Here is a 20,864-nt window from a genome sequence, read left to right on the forward strand (position 1 = left end):
CGTCTCCTTCCCCCAGTTGTGGGGGAGTAAGATGCTGCTATATGTGAGTTCTGTAGCTGCACGTGGCTGCGTCTCCTTCCCCCACCTGTGGGGGAAGGCCGGGATGGGGGACAGCCAGCACGGACCGAGGAGGGGGACAGCAGCACTATCCATTTATGGCGACCGCTAATTAATGAATCCTACTCATAGAGCCAATCCTCTTTCAGGCCATTATCTTCACTATCCCATCCGCTACTATGGGCGAATTCGATCTCTCTGGAATTCAACATGGATCACGCTTCAACGCGTTCGCAATCCTTCACCGTCAAATCAAGCGGTTTGCCCTTTATCCTCATTCTCAGTGCGTTGATGGCGATCACCTCGTTATCCACGGATATCTATCTGCCCGCCATGCCGCTGATGGCGCAAGAGCTGCACGGCGACGCCGAGCTGACCATTACCGGATTTCTCATCGGCTTCTGTATTGCCCAGCTCATCTGGGGACCGCTCAGCGATCATTTTGGCCGCAAAGTGCCGCTGTTTATCGGATTGGTGCTGTTTGTGATGGGTTCTGTCGGCTGTGCGCTCTCCAGCGACATTACGCAGATTGTGTTCTGGCGGGTGTTTCAGGCGCTGGGTGCCTGTACCGGGCCGATGCTGGCACGCGCGATGATCCGCGATCTCTTTGCCCGCACCCGCGCTGCGCAGATGCTCTCCACGTTGATGGTGGTGATGGCGATTGCACCGATTGCCGGGCCGCTGCTGGGCGGGCAGATGATCAAAGTCACCTCGTGGCACACGATTTTTTGGCTGCTGGCGGCCATAGGCTGCGTCATGTTGATACTGATGTGCTGGTTGCCCGAAACCTTACCGGCGGACAAGCGGGTAAAGGCGTCGCTCACCGGGGCATTTAGCAACTATCTTGCCCTGCTGAAAAACCGCCATTTCATGCGCTTTACGCTGTGCGTGGCGTTCTACTACGTGGCGGCTTACGCCTTTATTACCGGTTCGCCGTTTGTCTACATCACCTATTTCGGCATTGATGCGCAGCATTATGGCTGGCTGTTCGCGCTGAATGTGGTGGGGTTAATGGCGGTAAGCATGGTGAACCGGCGTTTGGTGCACCGCTATCCGCTGGAATCCCTGCTCAAAATGGCGGTGACCACCGCCACCCTCGCTGCGTTAATTTTGGCGCTGAGCGCCAAACTGGACTTCGGCGGCATCCTGATGATTATTCTGCCGGTGTTTGTGTTCTTCTCGATGAACGGCATTATCGCGGCAACTTCCACGGCCGCCGCCATGGATACCGTGCCCAATATGGCGGGTTCCGCCTCAGCGCTCATCGGCTCGCTGCAATACGGCAGCGGCATTATCTCGTCGTTGCTGCTGGCGCTACTCAGCGATGGCACGCCCTGGACCATGGCGTGGATTATCGCACTGTTTACCGTGGCAAGCGCGGTGATGGCGCTCAGCGCCGCCACGGTAAAATCTCTCGGTTAAATGTTTTGGTCGAAGAACGGATCGAGTTGGCCCATCGCCTGATCGACATAACGCGGTACCCAATACGTCTCGATGTGCGTTGCGCCTTCAATCAGATACAGCTTTTTGTTGGTGGTGCCGGTGGCTTTGCTAAACGCACTTTGTGTCATGTACAGCGAATCAGCTTTGCTGCCCGCCATCATCAGCAACGGCTGATTAATCAGGTCCATGTTGCTTTGAGCGTCAAAGCGCATCAATTCCAGCAGGCTGCTGGTGGTGTAGCGGAAGGTTGAATTCGGATGTGCATGGGTTTTCCAGTAGTACTCGTAGCCCTGGCGATAGAGATCGAACGGCAGTTTAGCGATCTGCTCATCTGTCAGATTGGCATCGCCGGAGTAGGTGACTTCACCGGTGGTGGCTTCTTTGCTGCGTGCCTCGGTTGCTGCCCGCAGGCGATCCTGAATCGTCGCGAGCTGTGAATCCTGATAGCCGTTACGCCGCACCTGGCCGGAATCAAACATGCTCAGGGTGGCCAACGCTTTAAAACGTTTATCGGTCTGCGCGGCTTTGAGGGCATAGCCGCCGCCACCGCAGATACCCAGTAAACCGATGCGTTTCGCATCCACGCCGGGATAGCGACTCAGGTAATCCGCCATGCCGTGAATATCTTCGATACGGTTAGCCGGTTTATCTACGCTGCGCGGCATGCCGCCACTGGCACCTTGATAGGCGGCATCGGCGGTGATGGTGATGTAGCCGTGCTCGGCAAGACGCTGCGCGTAGAGGCCGGCAACTTGCTCTTTCACACCGCCGTTAGGATGAGCGACCACGATGGCCGGATAGTGTTTCGCCGGGTCGTAATTGGCGGGTGTATAGACGTTGGCAGCGATTTGCAGCCCGTGCAGATCATACTTCACCGGATGGATGTTGACCTTGCCCGCCATGTTTTGCGTGATGGCGCCGTGATAAACCAGGGTGAAAGGGTTCTGTGGGTCGTTAGCGGCCTGTGCACTTACGGACATTGCCGCGATCAGCAGGGCATGGATAGCAGTGAGTTTCATCTTCGCTCCCGGAGAAAAGTCGCGGCCTGCAAAGTGGGCTCGCGAGAGTGATATCGTCGGGTGAGCTTAAGGCGCCCAGGCTGTCAGCATCATGACCAGAAGATAACAACCCTGTCAGTTTCACCGGTGCGTTGGCTGACAGCGTTGTCAGCAAATTGTCAGGTTACTGTTGGTAAGCTGCCGGCAAAATACCGTTCAAAGGTTTACATAAGGAAGCCCCCGCGATGCGCATATTGTTGGTTGAAGACGAAGAGAAGACCTCCACTTACCTGAGCCGGGCGTTGGGTGAATCGGGTTTTACCGTTGATGTCTCAGCCGACGGCGCAGAAGGCCTGCACTTTGCGCTGGAGTTCGATTATGACGCGGTGATTCTTGATGTGATGCTGCCGGGCATCGACGGTTACCGCGTGCTTGAAGGGATTCGTAGCAGCAAACAGACGCCGGTGCTGATGCTCTCGGCGCGCGGCTCGGTGGATGAGCGGGTAAAAGGGCTGCGGCTGGGGGCGGATGATTATCTGCCCAAACCCTTTTCGCTGATTGAGCTGGTGGCGCGCATTCAGGCGCTGGTGCGCCGTCGCAGCAGCGATGGCGCCGACATCACGCAACTGCAAATCCATGACCTGCATCTCGATCTGCTGGCGCGGCGGGTTTTTCGCCACGGCAATCGGCTTGAGCTGACGGCAAAAGAGTTCGCGCTGCTTAGCCTGCTGGCGCGGCATCAGGGGGAAATATTGTCGAAAATGATGATCGCCGAGCAGGTGTGGGACATGAATTTCGACAGCGATGCCAACGTGGTGGAGGTGGCCATTAAGCGGTTACGCGCCAAAATTGATGCACCTTTTACTATTAAGCTGCTGCACACCGTGCGCGGCATGGGTTACGTGCTGGAAGTGCGGGAGCCTCACCATGATTAAACGTTCCATTTCCGTACGTCTCGCACTGATGTTCGTGCTGAGTATTGTGCTGATCGTGTTGACCATCGGCTTGCTGCTGCGCGCTTCACTGCATGACTCATTGCAAAAGCAGATGCATAACGAACTGCTGTTTCGTGAATCCTTAATGAGTCCGTGGATCACGGCGCGCACCTCAGACGATGGCTGGGCGACGTTGGCCCGAAAATTTACCGATTTAACCAGCGCCGAAGGCGAACGCGTGCGTTACTGGATTTTGAGCGATGATGCGCGTTTTAGCCTCGGCGGCGCGCCGCCGTTGGGCGTGGATTGGGCTTCCTTGCGGGAAGGGTTTAATAAAGTGCCCGGCGCAACGGATGACGCCTGCTCACTGTTTCTGCTGGTCAAAACCCTTGCGGCTCGCGGTGAGCGACCCGCGTTGCGCTACGTGGTGGCCATCGACTCAACGCCTTACATGGGTACGCTTGATGCTTTCACGCGTACCTTGCTGATCGTTTCGTCCATCGGCGTATTTATCGTGGCGCTACTGGGCTATGCCGTATCCCGTATTGGTTTGCGTCCGGTTGGTGCACTGAGCCAGCAGGCGCATCAGCTGGCACCGGGCGATCATACGCAGCGACTGGATACCGACAGGTTACCGGATGAGCTGCAGCCGCTGGCTGCCGCCTTTAATGGTGTGCTAGAGCGGCAGGCGATTGCCTGGCGACAGCTGGAGAGTTTCAATGCTGATGTCGCACATGAATTGCGCACGCCGCTCACCAATTTGATTGGTCAGACGCAGCTTGGGCTAGCGCGCCGACGCTCGCCGGCAGAGCTAGAGGATCTACTTGGCTCCAACCTCGAAGAGCTGGAACGCATGACCTCTATCGTCAACGACATGCTATTCCTGTCGCATGCGCATGCCGGGGAACATGCTTCACAGCTGACGCGCGTTTCCCTGCGCGCAGAGACAGTGAAAACCGCCGAATATGTTGAACCCTCCTTCGCCGAAAAACAGTTGAAATTGCAGATCGAAGGCGATGTTTGGGTGCATATCGACCGCCGCTTATTCCACCGTTCGCTGGCGAACCTGCTGGAGAACAGTGCGCGACATGCGGCACCGCACAGCACCATTAGCGTTAACTTCAGTGAAAACGCCGGTCAGGCGGTGGTTGCGGTCACCAATCCCGGCGCCGCCATCGCGCCCGAACATCTGCATCGACTGTTTGAACGTTTTTATCGGGTTGACTCTGCGCGCGCCAAAAGTACCACCCATCACGGGCTGGGGTTATCGATTGTGCGCGCGGTCGCCATCATGCATCGCGGTGATGTGTTCGCGCGCAGTGAAGGTGGAATGAATACCTTTGGGCTGACCTTTGCCTTAACGCCTGAGCGTAAGCCGCTGTCAGCTGCCGCTCGCGATGTCGCAGCGATCAAAACTGACAGCATTGTCAGCAACCCGTCAGCATGACGACATCTGCGCCTCGTTAGAATCGATGCCTCGCAGCATCCACGTTCAATAAATAAAGGACGCATTGCATGACAGCAAAATCGGGCTTTCTGGGGCTATTACTGCCCCTTGCTTTCTCATCTTTTGCTGCCGAGCCGGTAGTAAAGATTACACCGGCCGGCAGCCAAGCGGCGCTTTCGGGTCCGGCGCAACATTTTACCGGCCAGGTACGCGTTGATCCGCTGTTTGTGGCGGATGACCAGATCAATGCTTCGGCTGCTTATGTCACCTTCGAACCGGGTGCGCGATCGGCCTGGCATACCCATCCCGCTGGTCAGCGCCTGATTGTCACCTCGGGCGTAGGGTTAACCCAGCAGGAGGGGCAGCCGGTGCGCACTATTCGCGTTGGCGATGTGGTGTCGTGCCCGCCAGGCGTCAAGCACTGGCACGGTGCCAGCGCCGAGAGTGCCATGACGCACCTCGCGGTAACCGGCAGAGTGGATGGCAAAAGTGTGAGCTGGCTGGAGAAAGTGACTGATGAACAATACCGTGCCGATTAAGTCCTTCACCTTCGCCATACTCATGCTTTTTGCCGGTAACCTGACAACCTATGCTGCAACTCACCAGGGAGTAACACCTGCAATGAATGAGTCATCGAATCAGTCCGAAACCCTCTCCGCACGACAACAAGCCATTCCTCTGATGGCGGTATTTATGGCAACCAGCAATATGAAAAAACTCGATGCCGCGCTGAATCAGGGGCTGGATGCTGGCTTGACGGTCAGTGAAGCCAAAGAAATTCTGGTGCAGCTGTATGCCTATACCGGATTTCCACGCAGTCTCAATGCGCTGAGCGCGTTGATGAAAGTGACCGAAGCGCGTAAGCAGCGCGGCATTAAAGATGAACCGGGTAAAGAGCCGGTGCAGCCCATTCCGGTGGGGGATGCGCTGCGTCAGCTAGGCACCGCTAACCAAACCAAAATTTCTGGCGCGCCAGTGCAAGGACCGCTGTTTGATTTTGCGCCGGTGATCAACCAGTTCCTGCAAAGTCATCTATTTGGCGATATTTTTGCCCGTGACAACCTTGACTGGCAAAGCCGCGAACTGGCGACGGTAGGTGCCTTAGCCGCCACGCCGGGTATTGAAGCGCAGCTGCTATCGCATACCCGTGCCAGTTTGCGAGTAGGGCTAACGCGTGGGCAGCTGCAGCATCTGGCGCAAATTTTACGTGCCAGCGGGGAAGAGCAGGCCGCTGCGCGCGCGGAAGCCGCACTGCGCGCGGCACAAGATACGCCATAAATTTCATGTCAGAGGAGCGAAGTCATGTCAGATGCGCATGATGCTAACCGCAGAGTGCTACTCAGCGCGCTGGCGGGCGCGGCGTTTTCCGCTGCCGTGCTTAAGCCGGCGTTGGCTAACACCGTGCCCGGGCAAAATAACCGCGCGACGCTGGTGGTGTATTTCTCCCGCAGTGGCAACACGCGGGTACTGGCAGGTGTTATTCATCGTCAACTCAACAGCGATATTTTTGCCATTGAACCGGCAGTGGCCTATCCCGAGGACTATTTTCAAACGGTTGAGCTGGCGAAAAATCAGCGCGATCGGCAGGTGAAACCGGCGTTAAAAAACCGCGTTGCGGACTTTGATCGCTACCACACGATTTACCTGGGCTTTCCGATTTGGGGCACCACGGTGCCGCCGGTGGTGCAATCGTTTCTCAGCAGCCATGATTGCCGTAATAAACGCATCATTCCGTTTATTACCCACGGTGGTTACGGCATCGGCGACAGTGAAGCGATTCTCGCTACGCTGGCTGCGGCGGCGCAACGAGAAAAACCGCTGGTGCTGGAGTGCGATCAGGAGAGAAGAACCACCGAGACCGTCACCCATTGGTTAGCGACGGTTGGCAGCTAATACACAACATAAAAGAGGGACAGCGTGTGAAGAGAACGGTAAAAATCTGGGGTGTAGGTTTGCTGGTGGCGGGGTTTATCGCTACCAGCCACGCCGAACCGTTAGTGATTCAGGCACAAGGCAGCTTCGCTGCGGGCGGCACGGTGGTGACAGCGCCGGGACAATTTGATGCCAAAAAACCGCTGGATGCGGCGGGCCAGACCTATCATGGCGACCACGCCGCGGTGTTTTATCAGATTCCGCAACATCCGCATAAATACCCCATCGTGATGCTGCATGGTGCCGGACAGTTCTCGCGTACCTGGGAAAGTACCCCGGATGGACGCGAAGGTTTTCAAAATATTTTCCTGCGTCGCGGATTTGCCACCTATCTGGTTGATCAACCGCGCCGGGGTGCGGCTGGTCGTAGCACGGTAGCCACCACCGTCACACCAAAACCGGATGAACAGCTGTGGTTTAACCAATTCCGCCTGGGCGTATGGCCCACCTTCTTTAAAGGCGTGCAGTTCTCTCAGGATAAAGAGGCGCTGGACCAATACTTCCGCCAAATGACCCCTAATACGGGGCCGTTTGACGTCAACGTCATCTCCGATGCGATGTCCGCGGTTATCGACAAAAGCGGTCCCGCCATTCTGTTTACCCATTCACAGGGCGGCGGGCCTGGCTGGTATACCGCGATGAAAAACAGCAAGGTTAAAGCCATTGTCGCCTTTGAACCGGGCAGCGGCTTTGTGTTTCCCGAAAACGAATTACCGGCCCCGATGCCCAGCGCGTTCGATACGCTGAAAGGCGAGCCGGTGGCGCTGGACAAGTTTATGGCGCTGACCAAAATTCCGATTCTGATTTTCTATGGCGACAACATTCCGGATAAAGCGAGCAGCATGCCGGCGCAGGACAGTTGGCGGGTAAGGCTGGCGATGGCGCGCCAGTGGCGAGATGTGGTCAATAAACACGGTGGCGATGTGCAAGTGATCCATCTGCCGGAGATTGGCATTAAAGGAAATACGCACTTCCCGTTCTCCGATCTGAATAATGTGCAAATTGCTGACCAGGTTAGCGCGTTTTTCCAACAGAAGAATCTGCAGTAGCTGGCCAGCAGGGTTGATTGATTCATGAATTGAATTAATAAACCCTAGCTGATTACCGGGTCTAATCAAAACAATCCTCAGGCGTTATGCTTTCGGAAACTAACGAAAGGATAACGCCATGCAAAACATAAAACTGAATAACGGTCTCGAGATGCCGCTGCTGGGCTTTGGTGTATTTCAGATGACCGATGCTGCGGAGTGTGAGCGCGCGGTGATGGATGCCATCGAAACCGGCTATCGGCTGATTGATACCGCCGCCTCATATCAAAACGAAACTCAGGTTGGCAATGCCATTAAGCAGAGCGGTGTGGCACGTGACGCGCTGTTTGTCACCACCAAGCTGTGGCTGCAGGACACCAGCTACGAAGGCGCCAAAGCGCAGTTTGAGCGTTCGCTTAATCGTCTGCAGATGGACTATGTCGATCTCTATTTGATTCACCAACCTTACGGCGATGTGCATGGCGCCTGGCGTGCCATGGAAGAGCTGCATGCAGCCGGCAAAATTAAAGCCATTGGCGTCAGTAACTTCCAGCCCGATCGCCTGGCCGATCTCATCGCGTTCAATAAAGTGGTGCCGGCGGTGAATCAGGTTGAAGTTAACCCCTTCAACCAGCAACTGCACGCGGTGCCGTGGATGAAGAGCCGCAACATTCAACCTGAAGCCTGGGCACCGTTTGCCGAAGGCAGAAACGGGTTGTTCCAGCATCCTGTCCTGACGGCGATTGGCGAGAAATATGGCAAAAGCGTCGGGCAGGTGGTGCTGCGCTGGATCTTCCAACGCGGCATTGTTTCGCTGGCCAAATCGGTCCGCAAAGCGCGCATGGCAGAAAATATTAATGTGCTGGACTTTGCACTCAGTGACGCCGAAATGCTGCAAATCACCGCGCTGGATAGCGCGACCAGCGCCTTCTTCTCGCACCGCGATCCAGCCATGGTTGAGTGGCTCACCGGCCGCAAACTTGATGTGTAATTACGCACCCTAAAACCTAATGGAGTGACACATGCAAAATCGTTATCTCGGCAACGCCAAACTCGAAGTTTCCGCGCTGGGCCTGGGCTGCATGGGGCTCAGCCATGGCTATGGTCCGGCCACAGACCGGCAGCAGGCGATTAAGTTAATTCACGCTGCAGTAGAGCGCGGCGTGACTTTTTTCGATACCGCGGAAGTGTACGGGCCGTATCTAAATGAAGAGGTCGTGGGCGAAGCTTTGCAGCCTTACCGTGACCAGGTGGTGATCGCCACAAAATTTGGCTTCACCTTTGGCGACGATAATAAGCAGCAAATATTGAACAGCCGTCCCGAGCATATCCGTCTGGCGGTTGAAGGTTCACTGCGCCGTCTGAAAACTGACGTGATTGATCTGCTGTATCAGCATCGCGTAGATCCTAATGTGCCGATTGAAGATGTGGCCGGCACGGTTAAGGATCTGATCAATGAAGGCAAGGTTAAACATTTCGGTTTATCGGAAGCGGGTGCCAATACCATTCGTCGCGCCCACGCCGTGCAGCCGGTCACGGCGCTGCAAAGCGAATACTCAATGTGGTGGCGTGAACCGGAGCAGGAGATTCTGCCGCTGCTAAACGAATTGGGTATTGGTTTCGTGCCGTTTAGCCCGCTAGGCAAAGGCTTTTTAACCGGTGCAATTAAATCAGGCACCACGTTTGGCGAGGATGATTTCCGCAGTAAAGTGCCACGTTTTACTGCTGAAGCGCTGGCCGCCAATGAACAACTGGTGACCTTAGTGGCGCAGCTGGCGGCGGAGAAAGGCGTGACGTCGGCGCAGATCGCGCTGGCCTGGCTGCTGGCGCAGGCGCCGTGGATTGTGCCGATTCCGGGCACTACCAAGCTGCATCGTCTGGAAGAAAACCTCGGCGCCTCTGACATCGCGCTCTCCTCTGCCGAGTTACTCAAACTGACGCAGGCTTTGGAAACCATCAAGGTGATCGGTGAACGTTATCCTGCTGCGCTGCAGGCGCGGGTAGGCGGTTAACCTCAACCACTTTTGCGGCGCGTTCCTCGCGCCGCAAGCCATTCTTATGATGTAGTTTCGATTGCATCGACGCTTTTTTATATTTGATGTTTTTTACTCATTGGGTATGCTCTGCGCAGTCAGGATCCTCCGGCCAGGGTTGGTTTAGACGGTGACAGAGAGCCCATGAAAAACAGTAATGACAAACAGTTAAGTGACGTGGTGATCGGTGATGCGGTGATTGAGTTATTCACTCACGATGCCGCAATTTCGCGTACTACGCTGATCGCCCAGTTAGAGAAGATGATTCAGGCGGGTGGAACGCCAGAGCGTATTCGCGTTGCCAGATTAGCCTTAGCAGAGGTTAACCGCAGCAGCCAATGCGATGAAGAAGAGTCAGACGAGGGTGTGATCAACATGTTGGCCAAAAGCGCGGTGGCGGACGACAGCACCAAACACTGATTGAGGCATGCCGGACAGGGGTTGTCCGGCACGTTCGAGCGGTTTACCAACGGTATTTATTGGAATCTTCCCACTCTTTTACTTCTTTTTCCGCGCGGTCTTTTTCATAACCATAGCGTTCCTGAATTTTACCGACCAGCTGATCGCGTTTCCCTTCGACCACGGTCATATCATCATCAGTCAGGTCGCCCCATTTTTCCTTCACTTTTCCCTTGAACTGCTTCCAGTTGCCGCTAATACGATCTTCGTTCATTGTCGATCTCCCTATTTAGTCGTTACCGGTTACTGAATGATCACCGTTTGGCCGCATGCCAACGGATGTATTAATTCTGGCACAGAATTTGCGGTTTGCTGCGCTGCGGTGTGAGCTGACTCAAATATCTGATATTGAATAGTAGGGTGATTGCATAACCCTCTGTGATATAAGGTGTTATTCTCGCCTGGGTATACAGACTTGTCTCTGCTGGTATATAGTGAACGCCGAGATGATTTTCAGTCAATTTTTTTTGGAAACCCGCACTGCCTGATGTATCCGCTATGAGCAAAAAGTTAGCCACAGAAACGAAAAACCGCGAACGGGGCCGCCCAAGAGAATTTGATATCGAACAGGCTCTGGACAAAGCCATGATTGTTTTTCGGCAAAAGGGTTTTCATGCCGCTTCGCTGAGTGATTTGGGTGAGGCGATGGGGCTAACCGCGGGCAGCATTTACAAGGCTTTTAAAGATAAGCGCAGCCTGTTTCTGCTGGTATTTGAGCGCTATCTTTCGGTGCGCAATGCCGACCTGCGCCAGCGGCTGGCGCAGTTCACCACCGGGCGCGAAAAGCTCACCGAACTGCTGCAGTTCTATCTCGATTCTGCCCGTGCGGTTGAAGGCCGTACCGGTTGTCTGGTGGTGGGCAGTACGGTGGAGCTGCAGGTGCTGGATGAAGATCTGTCGCAGTTAGTGAGTGAAGCGGTGATCCGCAATAAAAACTTTCTCGCTTCTCTGCTGAAACTCGGCCAGGAAGATGGCTCGGTCACACAGCATCTGGATATTGACAGCGCAGCGGGCTTGATACTCTGTATTGCCTTTGGCATGCGCGTAGTGGGCAAGATCACCGATGTAAAAGATGAACCCGCGACAATCAAGCTGGTGATGAAGCTGCTGGACTAAAATTTGTCTAATTAGGAGGTGGATACTTCCTAAATAAGCGAAGCGTGAAGCCGGAGGGCAAGTGAAAGACGAAGATTCAGACATTACGGAAGAGATTCGCGCATTGGTGGGGAGAGTGGTGACACGCATTCTCCGTCCTGATGAAGCGCTTACCGTTCAGGAACTGATTGGCGCGCTGTATCGCCTGAGTTTGCGCTCAACAGACAGCAAAACCAAAAGTGCCTGCGAGAAAGCCATTCGTATCCTGGCGAAAAAAATGCATTAATTCGGTCGCGCGTGCCGCGCCGTATTACTCCTCTCTGCGAAAGTCTGGCAATCCCTCGCCAAACAAAACCCGGGTGATTACAGCGGTCGATGCGCTGTTTCTTTCGCTTTCCACAGCGCGAACAGCGTAATCAGTAACGCCAGGCTGACGTACAGTGACACCCACAGCGTGCTACCCATCTCTTTGTAGAGCGAAGTAATGATCAGCGGAGCAAAACCGCCACCGATAATCCCCGCCAGCGTATAAGCCAGCGACGATCCGGCATAGCGCACATGGCTGGGGAACTGCTCCGTGACAAACGCCGCCTGCGGTCCGTACATCACCGCATGAATCAACAGCCCGCCAATCACCGCCAGCACAATCAAAATCGGCTGCGAGCTATCGAGCAACACAAAGAACACAAACGACCAGACGATGGCCAGCAGCGCACCGCCGATATACACCGGCCGACGGCCTAACTTGTCGGAGAGCGCGCCAAACATCGGTACGGTAATCGCATTACCAATCGCGCCCAGCATGGTGGCCATCAACGCCAGCGGACGCGGCAGCTGCAACACCGTGGTGACGTAAGTCAGGGTGAAAACCACCACCAGCGCATACAGCACATCCGAACCGATGCGTGAGCCGCCGGCAATCAACAGCTCGCGCGGATAGCGCACAAACACCTCTTTCAGCGGCGTATGGGTGGTTTTCTCTGCCTGCTGCATCGCCACAAAGGTCGGTGTCTCTTCGACGCCGCGACGCAGCCAGAGGCCAAACATCACCAGCAGCAAACTTAGCAGGAACGGAATGCGCCATCCCCATGCCTGGAACTGCTCGCCGCTCAAAGCCACCGTCACCAGCGTGATGAAGCCGGTGCCAATCAAGGTACCGCAAGATGGACCCACCTGGGCAAACGAAGCGTTGCGACCGCGCTTATCCGCGTCGCCATGCTCCATCGACAGCAGCACCGCGCCGGCCCATTCGCCGCCGAGGGCAATGCCCTGAATAAAGCGCAGCGCCACCAGCAGCACCGGACTCCAGATGCCCCACACCGCATAGCCCGGCAGCAAGCCCATCAGCGCGGTGGTCACACCCATAATCACCAGCGTGGTGATCAGCACCGCTTTTCGTCCGGCGATATCGCCAAGATGGCCGAAGATCAGGCCGCCCACCGGACGCGAAACGTAACCGACCGCATAGGTGGAAAACGCCAGAATGGTGCCGACCAGCGGATCGAAACTCGGGAAAAACACATGGTTAAACACCAGCGCCGCCATGATGTTGTAGACCGTAAAGTCATACCACTCCAGCGCCGTGCCAATCGAGCTGGCCGCTGCGAGGCGACCGGTTTTGGTATGGCTGGCTGGCTCGCCAGTGGCGTGCTGCAATGTCGAATCGGTATTAGCCATGAGCCATCTCCTGTTTCGTTAACTGCCAGCTGAGGGCATAAAGTTGTACATCCGCGTTGAGGATGGCGGCGGCAGCGGCGGCCAGCGTTTTGCACACCTGCGCATCGCGACAGGTCAGCAGCAGCATCGGCTGCATCGGGCGGCTTTCGCGATTTTCGCGCGGCAGCGGTGAGCTCAGCGTGGTGTCGGGCGTCAGCAAACGTGAGGCGATGTAGCCCGGCGTGTGCTGCACGCTGCTTTGCCAGTCGCCCAGCAATGCAACATCCGTACCGGCTGGCAACGTCAGCACCGCCAGATGGCTGCCGTTGCCTTGACCATGCTGGTGAGAGATGGCGCATACCCGGCGCATCGGGTTGATCATCTTGTTGAGGTTTTTCACCGACCATTCGGTCTGGCGCGTGAAGGCAGCGTGATAATCGGCGCTGGTAAAGGCTTCCAGCGATGCGGTCTCATACAGGCCGAGATACTTACGCTCGGCATCGATCGACTGATAGCGCGTGCCGCTGAGAAATCCAGCGATCGCCACGCGCTCTTCAACGTGCTCATGGTCATACCATTGGTTGAAATCCGCTTCATCTGCAGCATCGATATTGGTGGCGACAAACAGCATGCCGTGGGGTTGAGTCATGATCAGCTACTCCGTTTCAGGGTGGTTTCAAGCGCGGCAGCCCAGCTGAGTAATGCAGCATCGTTGCCATGGGTTGAGGACAGCATCAGGCCAACCGGCGCAGCGCCGGGTTGATGACAAGGCAGAGAAATTGAGCAGCCATCGAGCATGTTGATCACGCTGGTGTTACGCAGCATCAGCATGTTGACCTGCATGTAACGCGCAGGGTCGTCGAGTTCGGCAAGGGTAGGGGCGATCAGCGGCACCGTCGGCATTAAGATACCGTCGAACGGCGCCACGGCGTTTTCCACGCGCTGCTGCCAGTCGGCGCGCCGCTGATAAAGCTCGGCGGCATCCTCGGCATTCAGCAAGCTGCCGCGTTTGATGCGCGTCAGAACCTGCGGATCGTAGGCGTCAGGCTGGGACAGCGCGTACGCCTGATGCCACTGCCAGGCTTCCCAGGCGGTAATTCCGCCGCGCGCGTTCAACGTATCCAGCTCCGCCAGCTCATCGAGCGGCAGTTCGGTGAGCTGCACACCCTGGGCGCGCAGCACCTCGAGCGCGCGTAGCCAGGCCGCACTGACGTGCTGGTCGAGCCCCGCCAGCACGCGCGTTTGTGGAATGACGAAATGCGCATCAGAGAGTTCACGCTGATCCATCACCAGTGGTTGGTCGGCAATCACACTATCGAGCAGCCAGCAGCTGCGCACGTCGTGCGCAATCACGCCGATGCTGTCGAGCGACGCCGCCAGCGGCAGGGTACCGCGCTGGTCGATGCGGCTGGCGCTGGGTTTAAAGCCGGTTAATCCGCACAGCGCCGCAGGAATACGCACCGAACCACCGGTATCGGTGCCGACTGCCGCCAGACACATGCCATCGGCCACCGCCACCGCCGCGCCCGACGAGGATCCGCCCGGAATACGCTTCTCAGCACGCTGCCACGGATTGGCGGGCGTGCCGTAGTGCGGATTGATGCCGAGGCCGGTAAAGGCGAACTCGGTCATGTTGGTTTTGCCGACGAGGGCCGCGCCGGCCTGTTGCAGCCGTTCAACCATGCTGGCGTTGGCTGCGGCCGGAGTGCCGTTGCTGAGTAAATGTGAGCCGGCGAGCGTCACTTCTCCGGCAACGTCAAACAGATCTTTGATGCTGATCGGCAGGCCATCAATCGGGCTGCGCGCCTGACGCTGCTGCCAGCGCGCGCTGGCCTGTTCCGCCTGCTGCTGCGCCTCGGCGGCATACACGCGGGTGAAAACTCGCTGACCTTCGCCGGGTTCGGCGGCGATGGCACTCAGCGCATCCTGCGTCAGTTCTGCGGCAGAGCCTTGTCCGGCGAGCAGCTGCTGGCTCGCTTGCCATAACGTCGTCATAAAGAATCCTTATCAGGCGATGACCGGCAGCGCGCCGGTAATGTAGGTGTGTTCCAGCGTGCGATTCAGCACCGGATCGTGCAGTGCCATGCGGAATTCACTCGCTGGACGAATGCCGCCGATGGCGCTCAGCGTGCCGCACGACATGGCAAAGCCTTCCTCCACCTGGCGATCGGCGAAATAGCGCTGCAACAGATCGATTGGCGTGAGCAGCGATGACAGCGCACCCTGTTGATAGGTGACCCAATCGCCTTTCACTCTGATCCAGGCGCGCAGTTCCAGCTGGTCCCAATGCGCTTTCACTTCGGACATGCGCCAGGCATGACCGGCCACCGGCTTGATGCACGCCTGTTTAGATAGCGCCACGCTGAAGGTTTCCAGATGGCGATCGGTGTGATCGGAAATCAGCGAAACCCAGTATTCGCCGCGGTGGAAAAACACAAAGGGTTCGGCTTCGCCAGAGGTCTGTTCGCCGACCACTTCCAGCCGGGTTTGCTGAGTGAGCTGGTTAGTGGCGACGCGGTAAAACAGCGGCACTGCACCAGGAGCGGGCACGCCAAGTGCCTCGAGCTCCCTGATATGGTGCAGTACCGCAGCCTGATCGCGGCCAACCCAGCCGGCAATCACCAGCGCATTAACCTCTACATCCAGCACTGCGGCGTCTGCGTAATCAGTCGTGAAGCGTAATTGCATGGGCTAAATCTCCAGAGTTGAAATGCGTGTGAAATTTCACAGTAATTTCAATCTAGCCATTTTCATGCCAGGTTTTTGTGTAAGATGTCTCAGTTACCTAATAAGGATGCGCGTGATGAGTAATGATATTGCTGAAAATGTGAGCTCGCCGACCCAGCCGAAGAGCCTTTCTCTCAACGAACGGGCGTATCTGGCGTTCAAGCACCGGCTGATCACGCTGCGTTACAAGCCCGGTGACTATCTGAATATCGCGCAGGTGATGGATGACCTTGAGATGGGCAGAACGCCGGTGAATCAGGCGGTGCATCGGCTGGAAACGGAAGGGTTACTGCAAATTATTCCACGCAAAGGGGTGATGGTTTCACCGCTATCGATTGATGATGCGCTGGAGTTAATTGAGGTGCGTTTAGTCAACGAGGCGCTGTGTTTGCGTTTGGCCTCGCAGCGCGTTAATCCGACGCAGATTGCTTATTTGCGCGCAATGAATCAGCGCATTGCCGACGCCAGCGCGGCGCGCGACCGGGAACAGATGATGTTGCTGGACCGCGAATTCCACCAGCTGCTGGCGGACATCGCCGCCAATGGACGCCTGGCCGATATCCTCAGCATTATCCATGCGCAGGCGCAGCGTTTCTGGGCGACGACGCTATCCAGCGCTGCGCATATGAATGAAGTGATCGCCGAACATGAAGCGATTATCGCCGCGTTGGAGCAGGGCGATGCGGAGCAAGCGGAAGCCGCCGCGCGGGTGCACATCTATTCGTTTAAGCAGGCGCTGCTGAATAATTGACGGTGTTTGTGCGCGGATTAACGCTGAGATCAATACTCTGCTTCTTCGCCTGGCAAAGGCACCGAGAGTTCCATGCCCGCAACGCCGGCATAGAAAATAATCAGCTCGGCACTCTCATCGGTAGTGAATCCGCGATGCGCGATGTCGATGGATTCATTAAATGCCTCGCCGGCACGGAAGGTTTTACTTTCACCATTGTCTTTGTCCTCAATGGTGAGCGATCCCGACAAAATATAAGCGCTGTTAGGCATCGGATGGGTATGCCACGGTAACTCAGAGTGAGCAGGAATGGTCATCTTCATCACGGTAATTTCCGGCTGACCCGTCGGATAATTTTCTAATCGCTGACCATTCCAGGCATGCCCGCTCTGGAGCAAGGTTTCCGCTGTATTGTGGTGGTGGTTGTCAGAACGGCTCATTGGCACTCCCGCGCAAGTTAGTGATAAATTCCTTATGCACAGGATAGTGGAAATTGACGTGGCCGCTTATTCAGTCAAAAAGTGATTAATCGCTACGCGTTACCCGCAATCCTGCGGGTAAACTGTTGCTCGGTCAGTGAGCTTCCCCACTGATCGCTTTACAGATTTGTCAGCGGGATTAAGGAATAGTTGAGATTTGATGAAATAAAAAATCCACGCAATTGCGTGGATTTGAGGGTGTTTGTCAGCCTGAAGGAGATTCAATGAAATCTCATGCGACCGCTGCGGCCATTTAGACGTTGAACAGGAAGTTCATCACATCGCCATCTTTAACGATGTACTCTTTACCTTCTGAACGCATCTTGCCGGCTTCTTTCGCGCCTTGTTCGCCTTTAAAGGCAACAAAGTCATCAAAGGCGATGGTCTGCGCACGAATAAAGCCTTTCTCGAAGTCTGTATGGATTTTACCGGCTGCCTGCGGCGCAGTTGCACCCACTGGGATGGTCCATGCACGCACTTCTTTCACGCCAGCGGTGAAGTAAGTTTGCAGGTTCAGCAGTGCATAACCGGCGCGAATCACGCGGTTCAGGCCCGGCTCTTCCAGACCCAGTTCAGCCATGAACTCGTCGCGCTCGTCATCTTCCAGCTCGGCGATGTCCGACTCAACCGCAGCACACACCGGAACGACGACAGAACCTTCGGCTTCGGCAATGGCACGTACCTGATCGAGGTACGGATTGTTTTCGAAACCGTCTTCGTTGACGTTAGCGATGTACATGGTCGGTTTCAGCGTCAGGAAGCTGAGGTAGCGAATCGCCGCTTTCTCGTCAGCATCCAGCTTCAGTGCGCGCAGCATGCCGGCTTCAGACAGATGCGGCAGGCATTTTTCCAGCGCAGCCAGTTCAGCTTTAGCATCTTTGTCGCCGCCTTTGGCTTTCTTCTGGCAACGCTGAATAGCACGTTCGCAGGTGTCGAGATCCGACAGCGCCAGCTCGGTATTGATGACATCAATATCTTCCGCCGGGTTAACTTTGCCCGCAACGTGGATGATGTTGTCGTTCTCGAAGCAGCGCACCACGTGGCCGATGGCTTCGGTTTCACGGATGTTGGTCAGGAACTGGTTACCCAGGCCTTCACCTTTAGATGCGCCTTTTACCAAACCGGCGATATCGACGAATTCCATGGTGGTTGGCACCACACGCTGTGGTTTAACAATCTCGCTCAGCTGATCGAGGCGCAGATCGGGCATTGGCACCACACCGGTGTTTGGCTCGATGGTGCAGAACGGAAAGTTGGCTGCTTCGATACCCGCTTTGGTCAGCGCGTTGAACAGGGTGGATTTACCGACGTTCGGCAGGCCCACAATACCGCATTTAAATCCCATGGTCTGATTACCTTTCTCACTGAGTGCGCAGCGCTGCAGAGCAGCGCCGACAGATTCAAAAAATTTCGCGCATTATACACAGAATTGCCCTGCGCGGCGCGGGAATTGGCCTTAGCCAGCCTTGAAGGCGTGCAGGCGGTTCATCGCCTTAATCTTGTCTTCTTTCAGCCACAGCTCGGTGCAGCGCACCGCTTCATCCACGGCATCGTCGATCAGCTTTTGTTCGCTGGCCGGCGGTTTGCCCAGTACAAAACCGGTCACTTTATTGCGATCGCCCGGATGGCCGATACCGACGCGCAAACGGTGAAAATTATTGTTATTGCCCAGTTTGCTGATGATATCTTTCAGGCCGTTGTGACCGCCGTGGCCGCCGCCTTGTTTGAACTTTGCCACGCCCGGCGGCAAATCCAGCTCATCGTGCGCCACCAGAATCTCCTCCGGCGCAATGCGATAAAACGTCGCCAGCGCCGCTACGGCTTTGCCACTCAAATTCATAAAGGTGGTGGGCACCAGCAGGCGCACATCTTCGCCCGCCAATGATAAGCGCGCGGTGTAGCCGAAGAATTTGGGTTCATCTTTTAACGACTGATTGTTACGGCTTGCCAGTAAATCCACATACCAGGCTCCGGCGTTATGGCGCGTTGCGGCGTACTCGGCGCCCGGATTGGCTAACCCTACAATCAGTTTAATGCTGCTCACGATGTTTATCCTGCCTTGCTGCGGAAAGGGCGATAGTTTACTGCCTGACGACACGGATGACAAAGGCCACAAACAGCAGATGATGCCGCTGTGTGACTAATCAATTTCTATCGAAATCAAGGCGCTGGCAGTAAAGATTTGTCAAAGGTTGTGAAGGATCTGTGATCCTGTACGCAACTTAACCGGCAGGTATTGCCTAAGCTTATGGCTAGTTAACCATATGTGCTGTTTTGCTTTTTATAAGGATGGAGGTGGATCATGAAACGTCAAAAATGCCGCGTGGTAGGTAATGGTTTGATGTGTCTGGGTTTACTGACGATGGTGCTCGGTGTCGGTTATTCCATTATTAATCAGCTCCCTTCACTTAACCTGCCGCAATTTCTCGCGCACGGCGCCATGTTCAGCATCTTTGTTGGCGCGTTGCTGTGGCTGGTGGGTGCCCGCGTCAGCGGACGCGAAAGAGTTGAAGATCGTTATTACTGGTTGCGTCACTACGGCGACAAACGCTGCCGTCGCAATCACACTTCACACTAAGTGAGAGCGGTTTCCTGGCGTGGCTGTAACTGTGCAAGATAACGTTCGATACGGTTACGGCCGCTGGCTTTAGCGTGATATAGCGCTTCATCAGCCAGCGCCAGCAGCGGTGGAAAAGGTTGGCCGGGCTGCAGAGCAGTGGCGAAACCAATACTTACGGTGTAGCGCACGTCGTTAGGTTGCGACAGCTGCGTTGCCAATCGGATACGTTCACACACCCGCTGCGCCTGCTCGGCATCGCCTGGAATAATTGCTGCAAACTCCTCACCGCCCAGACGGGCAAAATGACCTTCCTCCGGCAATAACGCCTGTACCACCTGACAAAAATCGACTAAAACCTGGTCGCCTTGCTGATGCCCAAAGCGATCGTTGATGCTTTTAAAATGGTCCAGATCGAAGAGCACCGCGCTGTAAATAAATGGCTGTGACTGACGTGCGCTGCGTAGCACCATTTTATCGGCCTGTTCGAACAGCGCGCGGCGGTTCCACACGCTGGTGAGCGGATCGTGCATCGAGGCCAGCTTATGGGCGATTTGCGTGCGTTCATTGACCATGGCCAGAATGGTGAAGGTGAGGCCGATGACAAACAAAATCGATTCAAGAATCACATACACCGAGAAGCTGGAGCCGCCAATGGCGCCGCGTACCGGTGAAGCCACCGCATCATCGAGAAAGATGCGCGCCACGTGAAACAGCAGATGAATCCACAGCAGAATTTGTGCGGGCCAGAAGGTAACGGTTAACGACGCGCGTACGCGCCACAGCAAGCGGATCAGCGCTCCGGTATAGATGATGCACAACAGGCACACCACCAGCACGCGCTTCGGCTGGCTGTAATAAAACTCGGGGAATAGGCACAGAATGGCCCACAGCAATCCGCCGCCTAACCAGCTGAGTCCAAGGGGTTTTGCACAAAAAATACGGAAGGCATTCAGTAGATTACCGTAGGCAAGCAGCAGCATCACATTGCCAAGCGCCACCGGCAAAAAATGCAGACCAGCGCTGCGTAAACTGCTGAGAAGCACCGCGGCAAAGGTTAAAACCAGCGCCAGCGTGGTACAGCCCAGCACGCGATCGTATTGCGCACCGACCCAGGCAAAAATCAAAATGATACTTAAAAACCCCAGCACATAGAGCTCGCAAACAAACAGTGTGTAAATGTCGAGAGTCATAGTGGTCGGAGCTCTTAGCTAAAGTGTGGAGAAAAATACCATTAATCATTGGACCGCTAAAGGGCAGCAATGCGCGTAGGCAGAAAAGAGTGGAT

The 20,864-nt window shown here is 55.7% G+C and carries 24 protein-coding genes; 14 read left to right on the forward strand and 10 right to left on the reverse strand.

The window, feature by feature from the left end; all coding sequences use genetic code 11:
- Positions 1 to 267: 267 nt before the first annotated feature.
- Positions 268 to 1,479 (forward strand): multidrug effflux MFS transporter, encoded by a 1,212-nt coding sequence (locus WFL93_RS11820; RefSeq protein ID WP_336778200.1) that lies wholly within the window; start codon positions 268 to 270, stop codon positions 1,477 to 1,479.
- On the opposite strand, the gene WFL93_RS11825 is transcribed toward WFL93_RS11820, so the two are convergent.
- Entirely contained in the window at positions 1,476 to 2,519 is a 1,044-nt protein-coding gene (locus WFL93_RS11825; RefSeq protein WP_336778201.1) for an alpha/beta hydrolase, read from the reverse strand. The genes WFL93_RS11820 and WFL93_RS11825 overlap by 4 nt on opposite strands.
- A 224-nt stretch (positions 2,520 to 2,743) precedes the next feature.
- On the opposite strand from WFL93_RS11825, the gene WFL93_RS11830 reads away from it, so the two are divergent.
- From WFL93_RS11830 to WFL93_RS11870, 9 genes are all read left to right on the forward strand, one after another.
- A complete protein-coding gene (locus WFL93_RS11830; protein ID WP_049852031.1) occupies positions 2,744 to 3,433 on the forward strand; it encodes a heavy metal response regulator transcription factor in 690 nt (229 codons plus the stop codon).
- The gene (locus tag WFL93_RS11835) at positions 3,426 to 4,880 is read left to right on the forward strand and encodes a heavy metal sensor histidine kinase (RefSeq protein ID WP_336778202.1); all 1,455 of its coding nucleotides are present in this window, start codon (positions 3,426 to 3,428) and stop codon (positions 4,878 to 4,880) included. Before WFL93_RS11830 ends, WFL93_RS11835 begins: the two co-directional genes overlap by 8 nt.
- A gap of 68 nt (positions 4,881 to 4,948) precedes the next feature.
- Positions 4,949 to 5,419: a (R)-mandelonitrile lyase gene (locus tag WFL93_RS11840; protein ID WP_007892944.1), complete on the forward strand. Its 471-nt coding sequence runs from the start codon at positions 4,949 to 4,951 to the stop codon at positions 5,417 to 5,419.
- The gene (locus WFL93_RS11845; RefSeq protein ID WP_336778203.1) at positions 5,397 to 6,158 is read left to right on the forward strand and encodes a carboxymuconolactone decarboxylase family protein; all 762 of its coding nucleotides are present in this window, start codon (positions 5,397 to 5,399) and stop codon (positions 6,156 to 6,158) included. The genes WFL93_RS11840 and WFL93_RS11845 overlap by 23 nt, the downstream gene beginning before the upstream one ends.
- 24 nt (positions 6,159 to 6,182) lie before the next feature.
- The gene (locus WFL93_RS11850; RefSeq protein WP_007892940.1) at positions 6,183 to 6,773 is read left to right on the forward strand and encodes a flavodoxin; all 591 of its coding nucleotides are present in this window, start codon (positions 6,183 to 6,185) and stop codon (positions 6,771 to 6,773) included.
- Positions 6,774 to 6,817: 44 nt separating this feature from the next.
- On the forward strand, positions 6,818 to 7,861 hold the full coding sequence (locus WFL93_RS11855) for an alpha/beta hydrolase (protein ID WP_336778384.1): 1,044 nt from the start codon (positions 6,818 to 6,820) through the stop codon (positions 7,859 to 7,861).
- 118 nt (positions 7,862 to 7,979) lie between these two features.
- On the forward strand, positions 7,980 to 8,831 hold the full coding sequence (locus WFL93_RS11860) for an aldo/keto reductase (RefSeq protein ID WP_336778204.1): 852 nt from the start codon (positions 7,980 to 7,982) through the stop codon (positions 8,829 to 8,831).
- A gap of 31 nt (positions 8,832 to 8,862) precedes the next feature.
- The gene (locus WFL93_RS11865; RefSeq protein WP_336778205.1) at positions 8,863 to 9,852 is read left to right on the forward strand and encodes an aldo/keto reductase; all 990 of its coding nucleotides are present in this window, start codon (positions 8,863 to 8,865) and stop codon (positions 9,850 to 9,852) included.
- A gap of 165 nt (positions 9,853 to 10,017) precedes the next feature.
- Complete coding sequence (locus WFL93_RS11870) at positions 10,018 to 10,293, forward strand: hypothetical protein (RefSeq protein WP_007892933.1); 276 nt, start codon at positions 10,018 to 10,020, stop codon at positions 10,291 to 10,293.
- A 43-nt stretch (positions 10,294 to 10,336) separates the two neighbouring features.
- Here WFL93_RS11870 and WFL93_RS11875 read toward each other — a convergent pair whose 3' ends face one another.
- Positions 10,337 to 10,546 carry a CsbD family protein gene (locus WFL93_RS11875; RefSeq protein ID WP_007892931.1) on the reverse strand — a complete coding sequence of 70 codons (210 nt, stop codon included), beginning with the start codon at positions 10,544 to 10,546 and terminating at the stop codon, positions 10,337 to 10,339.
- Between the two features lie 284 nt (positions 10,547 to 10,830).
- Here WFL93_RS11875 and WFL93_RS11880 point away from each other — a divergent pair, with 284 nt between their 5' ends.
- Entirely contained in the window at positions 10,831 to 11,448 is a 618-nt protein-coding gene (locus WFL93_RS11880; protein WP_049852040.1) for a TetR/AcrR family transcriptional regulator, read from the forward strand.
- Positions 11,449 to 11,509: 61 nt separating this feature from the next.
- The gene (locus tag WFL93_RS11885) at positions 11,510 to 11,713 is read left to right on the forward strand and encodes a hypothetical protein (protein ID WP_007892927.1); all 204 of its coding nucleotides are present in this window, start codon (positions 11,510 to 11,512) and stop codon (positions 11,711 to 11,713) included.
- A 77-nt stretch (positions 11,714 to 11,790) separates the two neighbouring features.
- Here the strand turns inward: WFL93_RS11885 and WFL93_RS11890 are convergent, their stop codons facing one another.
- Genes WFL93_RS11890 through WFL93_RS11905 form a run of 4 tightly spaced genes read right to left on the reverse strand, consistent with a single transcriptional unit; the run spans position 11,791 to position 15,771 of the window.
- Positions 11,791 to 13,104, reverse strand: coding sequence for an MFS transporter (locus WFL93_RS11890; RefSeq protein ID WP_336778206.1), 1,314 nt, complete (start codon positions 13,102 to 13,104; stop codon positions 11,791 to 11,793).
- Positions 13,097 to 13,732: a hypothetical protein gene (locus WFL93_RS11895; protein ID WP_336778207.1), complete on the reverse strand. Its 636-nt coding sequence runs from the start codon at positions 13,730 to 13,732 to the stop codon at positions 13,097 to 13,099. Before WFL93_RS11895 ends, WFL93_RS11890 begins: the two co-directional genes overlap by 8 nt.
- Positions 13,733 to 13,734: 2 nt before the next feature.
- A complete protein-coding gene (locus tag WFL93_RS11900; protein WP_336778208.1) occupies positions 13,735 to 15,078 on the reverse strand; it encodes an amidase in 1,344 nt (447 codons plus the stop codon).
- Between the two features lie 12 nt (positions 15,079 to 15,090).
- Positions 15,091 to 15,771, reverse strand: coding sequence for a DUF2848 domain-containing protein (locus tag WFL93_RS11905; RefSeq protein WP_336778209.1), 681 nt, complete (start codon positions 15,769 to 15,771; stop codon positions 15,091 to 15,093).
- Positions 15,772 to 15,886: 115 nt separating this feature from the next.
- On the opposite strand from WFL93_RS11905, the gene WFL93_RS11910 reads away from it, so the two are divergent.
- Positions 15,887 to 16,561: a GntR family transcriptional regulator gene (locus WFL93_RS11910; protein ID WP_336778210.1), complete on the forward strand. Its 675-nt coding sequence runs from the start codon at positions 15,887 to 15,889 to the stop codon at positions 16,559 to 16,561.
- Between the two features lie 29 nt (positions 16,562 to 16,590).
- Here WFL93_RS11910 and WFL93_RS11915 read toward each other — a convergent pair whose 3' ends face one another.
- The 3 genes from WFL93_RS11915 to pth form a co-directional block, all read right to left on the reverse strand.
- Complete coding sequence (locus tag WFL93_RS11915; RefSeq protein ID WP_336778211.1) at positions 16,591 to 16,980, reverse strand: cupin domain-containing protein; 390 nt, start codon at positions 16,978 to 16,980, stop codon at positions 16,591 to 16,593.
- 292 nt (positions 16,981 to 17,272) lie between these two features.
- Positions 17,273 to 18,364, reverse strand: coding sequence for a redox-regulated ATPase YchF (gene ychF / locus WFL93_RS11920; protein ID WP_007892915.1), 1,092 nt, complete (start codon positions 18,362 to 18,364; stop codon positions 17,273 to 17,275).
- 111 nt (positions 18,365 to 18,475) lie between these two features.
- A complete protein-coding gene (gene pth, locus WFL93_RS11925) occupies positions 18,476 to 19,063 on the reverse strand; it encodes an aminoacyl-tRNA hydrolase (RefSeq protein WP_336778212.1) in 588 nt (195 codons plus the stop codon).
- Positions 19,064 to 19,321: 258 nt separating this feature from the next.
- Between pth and ychH the strand changes: the two genes are divergently transcribed.
- Positions 19,322 to 19,597: a stress-induced protein YchH gene (gene ychH / locus WFL93_RS11930; RefSeq protein WP_007892909.1), complete on the forward strand. Its 276-nt coding sequence runs from the start codon at positions 19,322 to 19,324 to the stop codon at positions 19,595 to 19,597.
- On the opposite strand, the gene WFL93_RS11935 is transcribed toward ychH, so the two are convergent.
- Entirely contained in the window at positions 19,594 to 20,769 is a 1,176-nt protein-coding gene (locus WFL93_RS11935; RefSeq protein WP_336778213.1) for a GGDEF domain-containing protein, read from the reverse strand. The two genes, ychH and WFL93_RS11935, sit on opposite strands and share 4 nt — an antisense overlap.
- Positions 20,770 to 20,864: the final 95 nt, after the last annotated feature.

This window comes from Pantoea sp. USHLN256, from assembly GCF_037149875.1.
GTDB classification, from domain to species: Bacteria; Pseudomonadota; Gammaproteobacteria; order Enterobacterales; family Enterobacteriaceae; genus Pantoea; species Pantoea nemavictus.

Bases quoted from the DNA above. Each gene is read 5' to 3' on its own strand.
- WFL93_RS11820 (WP_336778200.1), top strand. From the start codon at position 268: ATGGATCACGCTTCAACGCGTTCGCAATCCTTCACCGTCAAATCAAGC.
- WFL93_RS11825 (WP_336778201.1), bottom strand. From the start codon at position 2,519: ATGAAACTCACTGCTATCCATGCCCTGCTGATCGCGGCAATGTCCGTA.
- WFL93_RS11830 (WP_049852031.1), top strand. From the start codon at position 2,744: ATGCGCATATTGTTGGTTGAAGACGAAGAGAAGACCTCCACTTACCTG.
- WFL93_RS11835 (WP_336778202.1), top strand. From the start codon at position 3,426: ATGATTAAACGTTCCATTTCCGTACGTCTCGCACTGATGTTCGTGCTG.
- WFL93_RS11840 (WP_007892944.1), top strand. From the start codon at position 4,949: ATGACAGCAAAATCGGGCTTTCTGGGGCTATTACTGCCCCTTGCTTTC.
- WFL93_RS11845 (WP_336778203.1), top strand. From the start codon at position 5,397: ATGAACAATACCGTGCCGATTAAGTCCTTCACCTTCGCCATACTCATG.
- WFL93_RS11850 (WP_007892940.1), top strand. From the start codon at position 6,183: ATGTCAGATGCGCATGATGCTAACCGCAGAGTGCTACTCAGCGCGCTG.
- WFL93_RS11860 (WP_336778204.1), top strand. From the start codon at position 7,980: ATGCAAAACATAAAACTGAATAACGGTCTCGAGATGCCGCTGCTGGGC.
- WFL93_RS11865 (WP_336778205.1), top strand. From the start codon at position 8,863: ATGCAAAATCGTTATCTCGGCAACGCCAAACTCGAAGTTTCCGCGCTG.
- WFL93_RS11870 (WP_007892933.1), top strand. From the start codon at position 10,018: ATGAAAAACAGTAATGACAAACAGTTAAGTGACGTGGTGATCGGTGAT.
- WFL93_RS11875 (WP_007892931.1), bottom strand. From the start codon at position 10,546: ATGAACGAAGATCGTATTAGCGGCAACTGGAAGCAGTTCAAGGGAAAA.
- WFL93_RS11880 (WP_049852040.1), top strand. From the start codon at position 10,831: ATGAGCAAAAAGTTAGCCACAGAAACGAAAAACCGCGAACGGGGCCGC.
- WFL93_RS11890 (WP_336778206.1), bottom strand. From the start codon at position 13,104: ATGGCTAATACCGATTCGACATTGCAGCACGCCACTGGCGAGCCAGCC.
- WFL93_RS11895 (WP_336778207.1), bottom strand. From the start codon at position 13,732: ATGACTCAACCCCACGGCATGCTGTTTGTCGCCACCAATATCGATGCT.
- WFL93_RS11900 (WP_336778208.1), bottom strand. From the start codon at position 15,078: ATGACGACGTTATGGCAAGCGAGCCAGCAGCTGCTCGCCGGACAAGGC.
- WFL93_RS11905 (WP_336778209.1), bottom strand. From the start codon at position 15,771: ATGCAATTACGCTTCACGACTGATTACGCAGACGCCGCAGTGCTGGAT.
- WFL93_RS11910 (WP_336778210.1), top strand. From the start codon at position 15,887: ATGAGTAATGATATTGCTGAAAATGTGAGCTCGCCGACCCAGCCGAAG.
- WFL93_RS11915 (WP_336778211.1), bottom strand. From the start codon at position 16,980: ATGAGCCGTTCTGACAACCACCACCACAATACAGCGGAAACCTTGCTC.
- ychF (WP_007892915.1), bottom strand. From the start codon at position 18,364: ATGGGATTTAAATGCGGTATTGTGGGCCTGCCGAACGTCGGTAAATCC.
- ychH (WP_007892909.1), top strand. From the start codon at position 19,322: ATGAAACGTCAAAAATGCCGCGTGGTAGGTAATGGTTTGATGTGTCTG.
- WFL93_RS11935 (WP_336778213.1), bottom strand. From the start codon at position 20,769: ATGACTCTCGACATTTACACACTGTTTGTTTGCGAGCTCTATGTGCTG.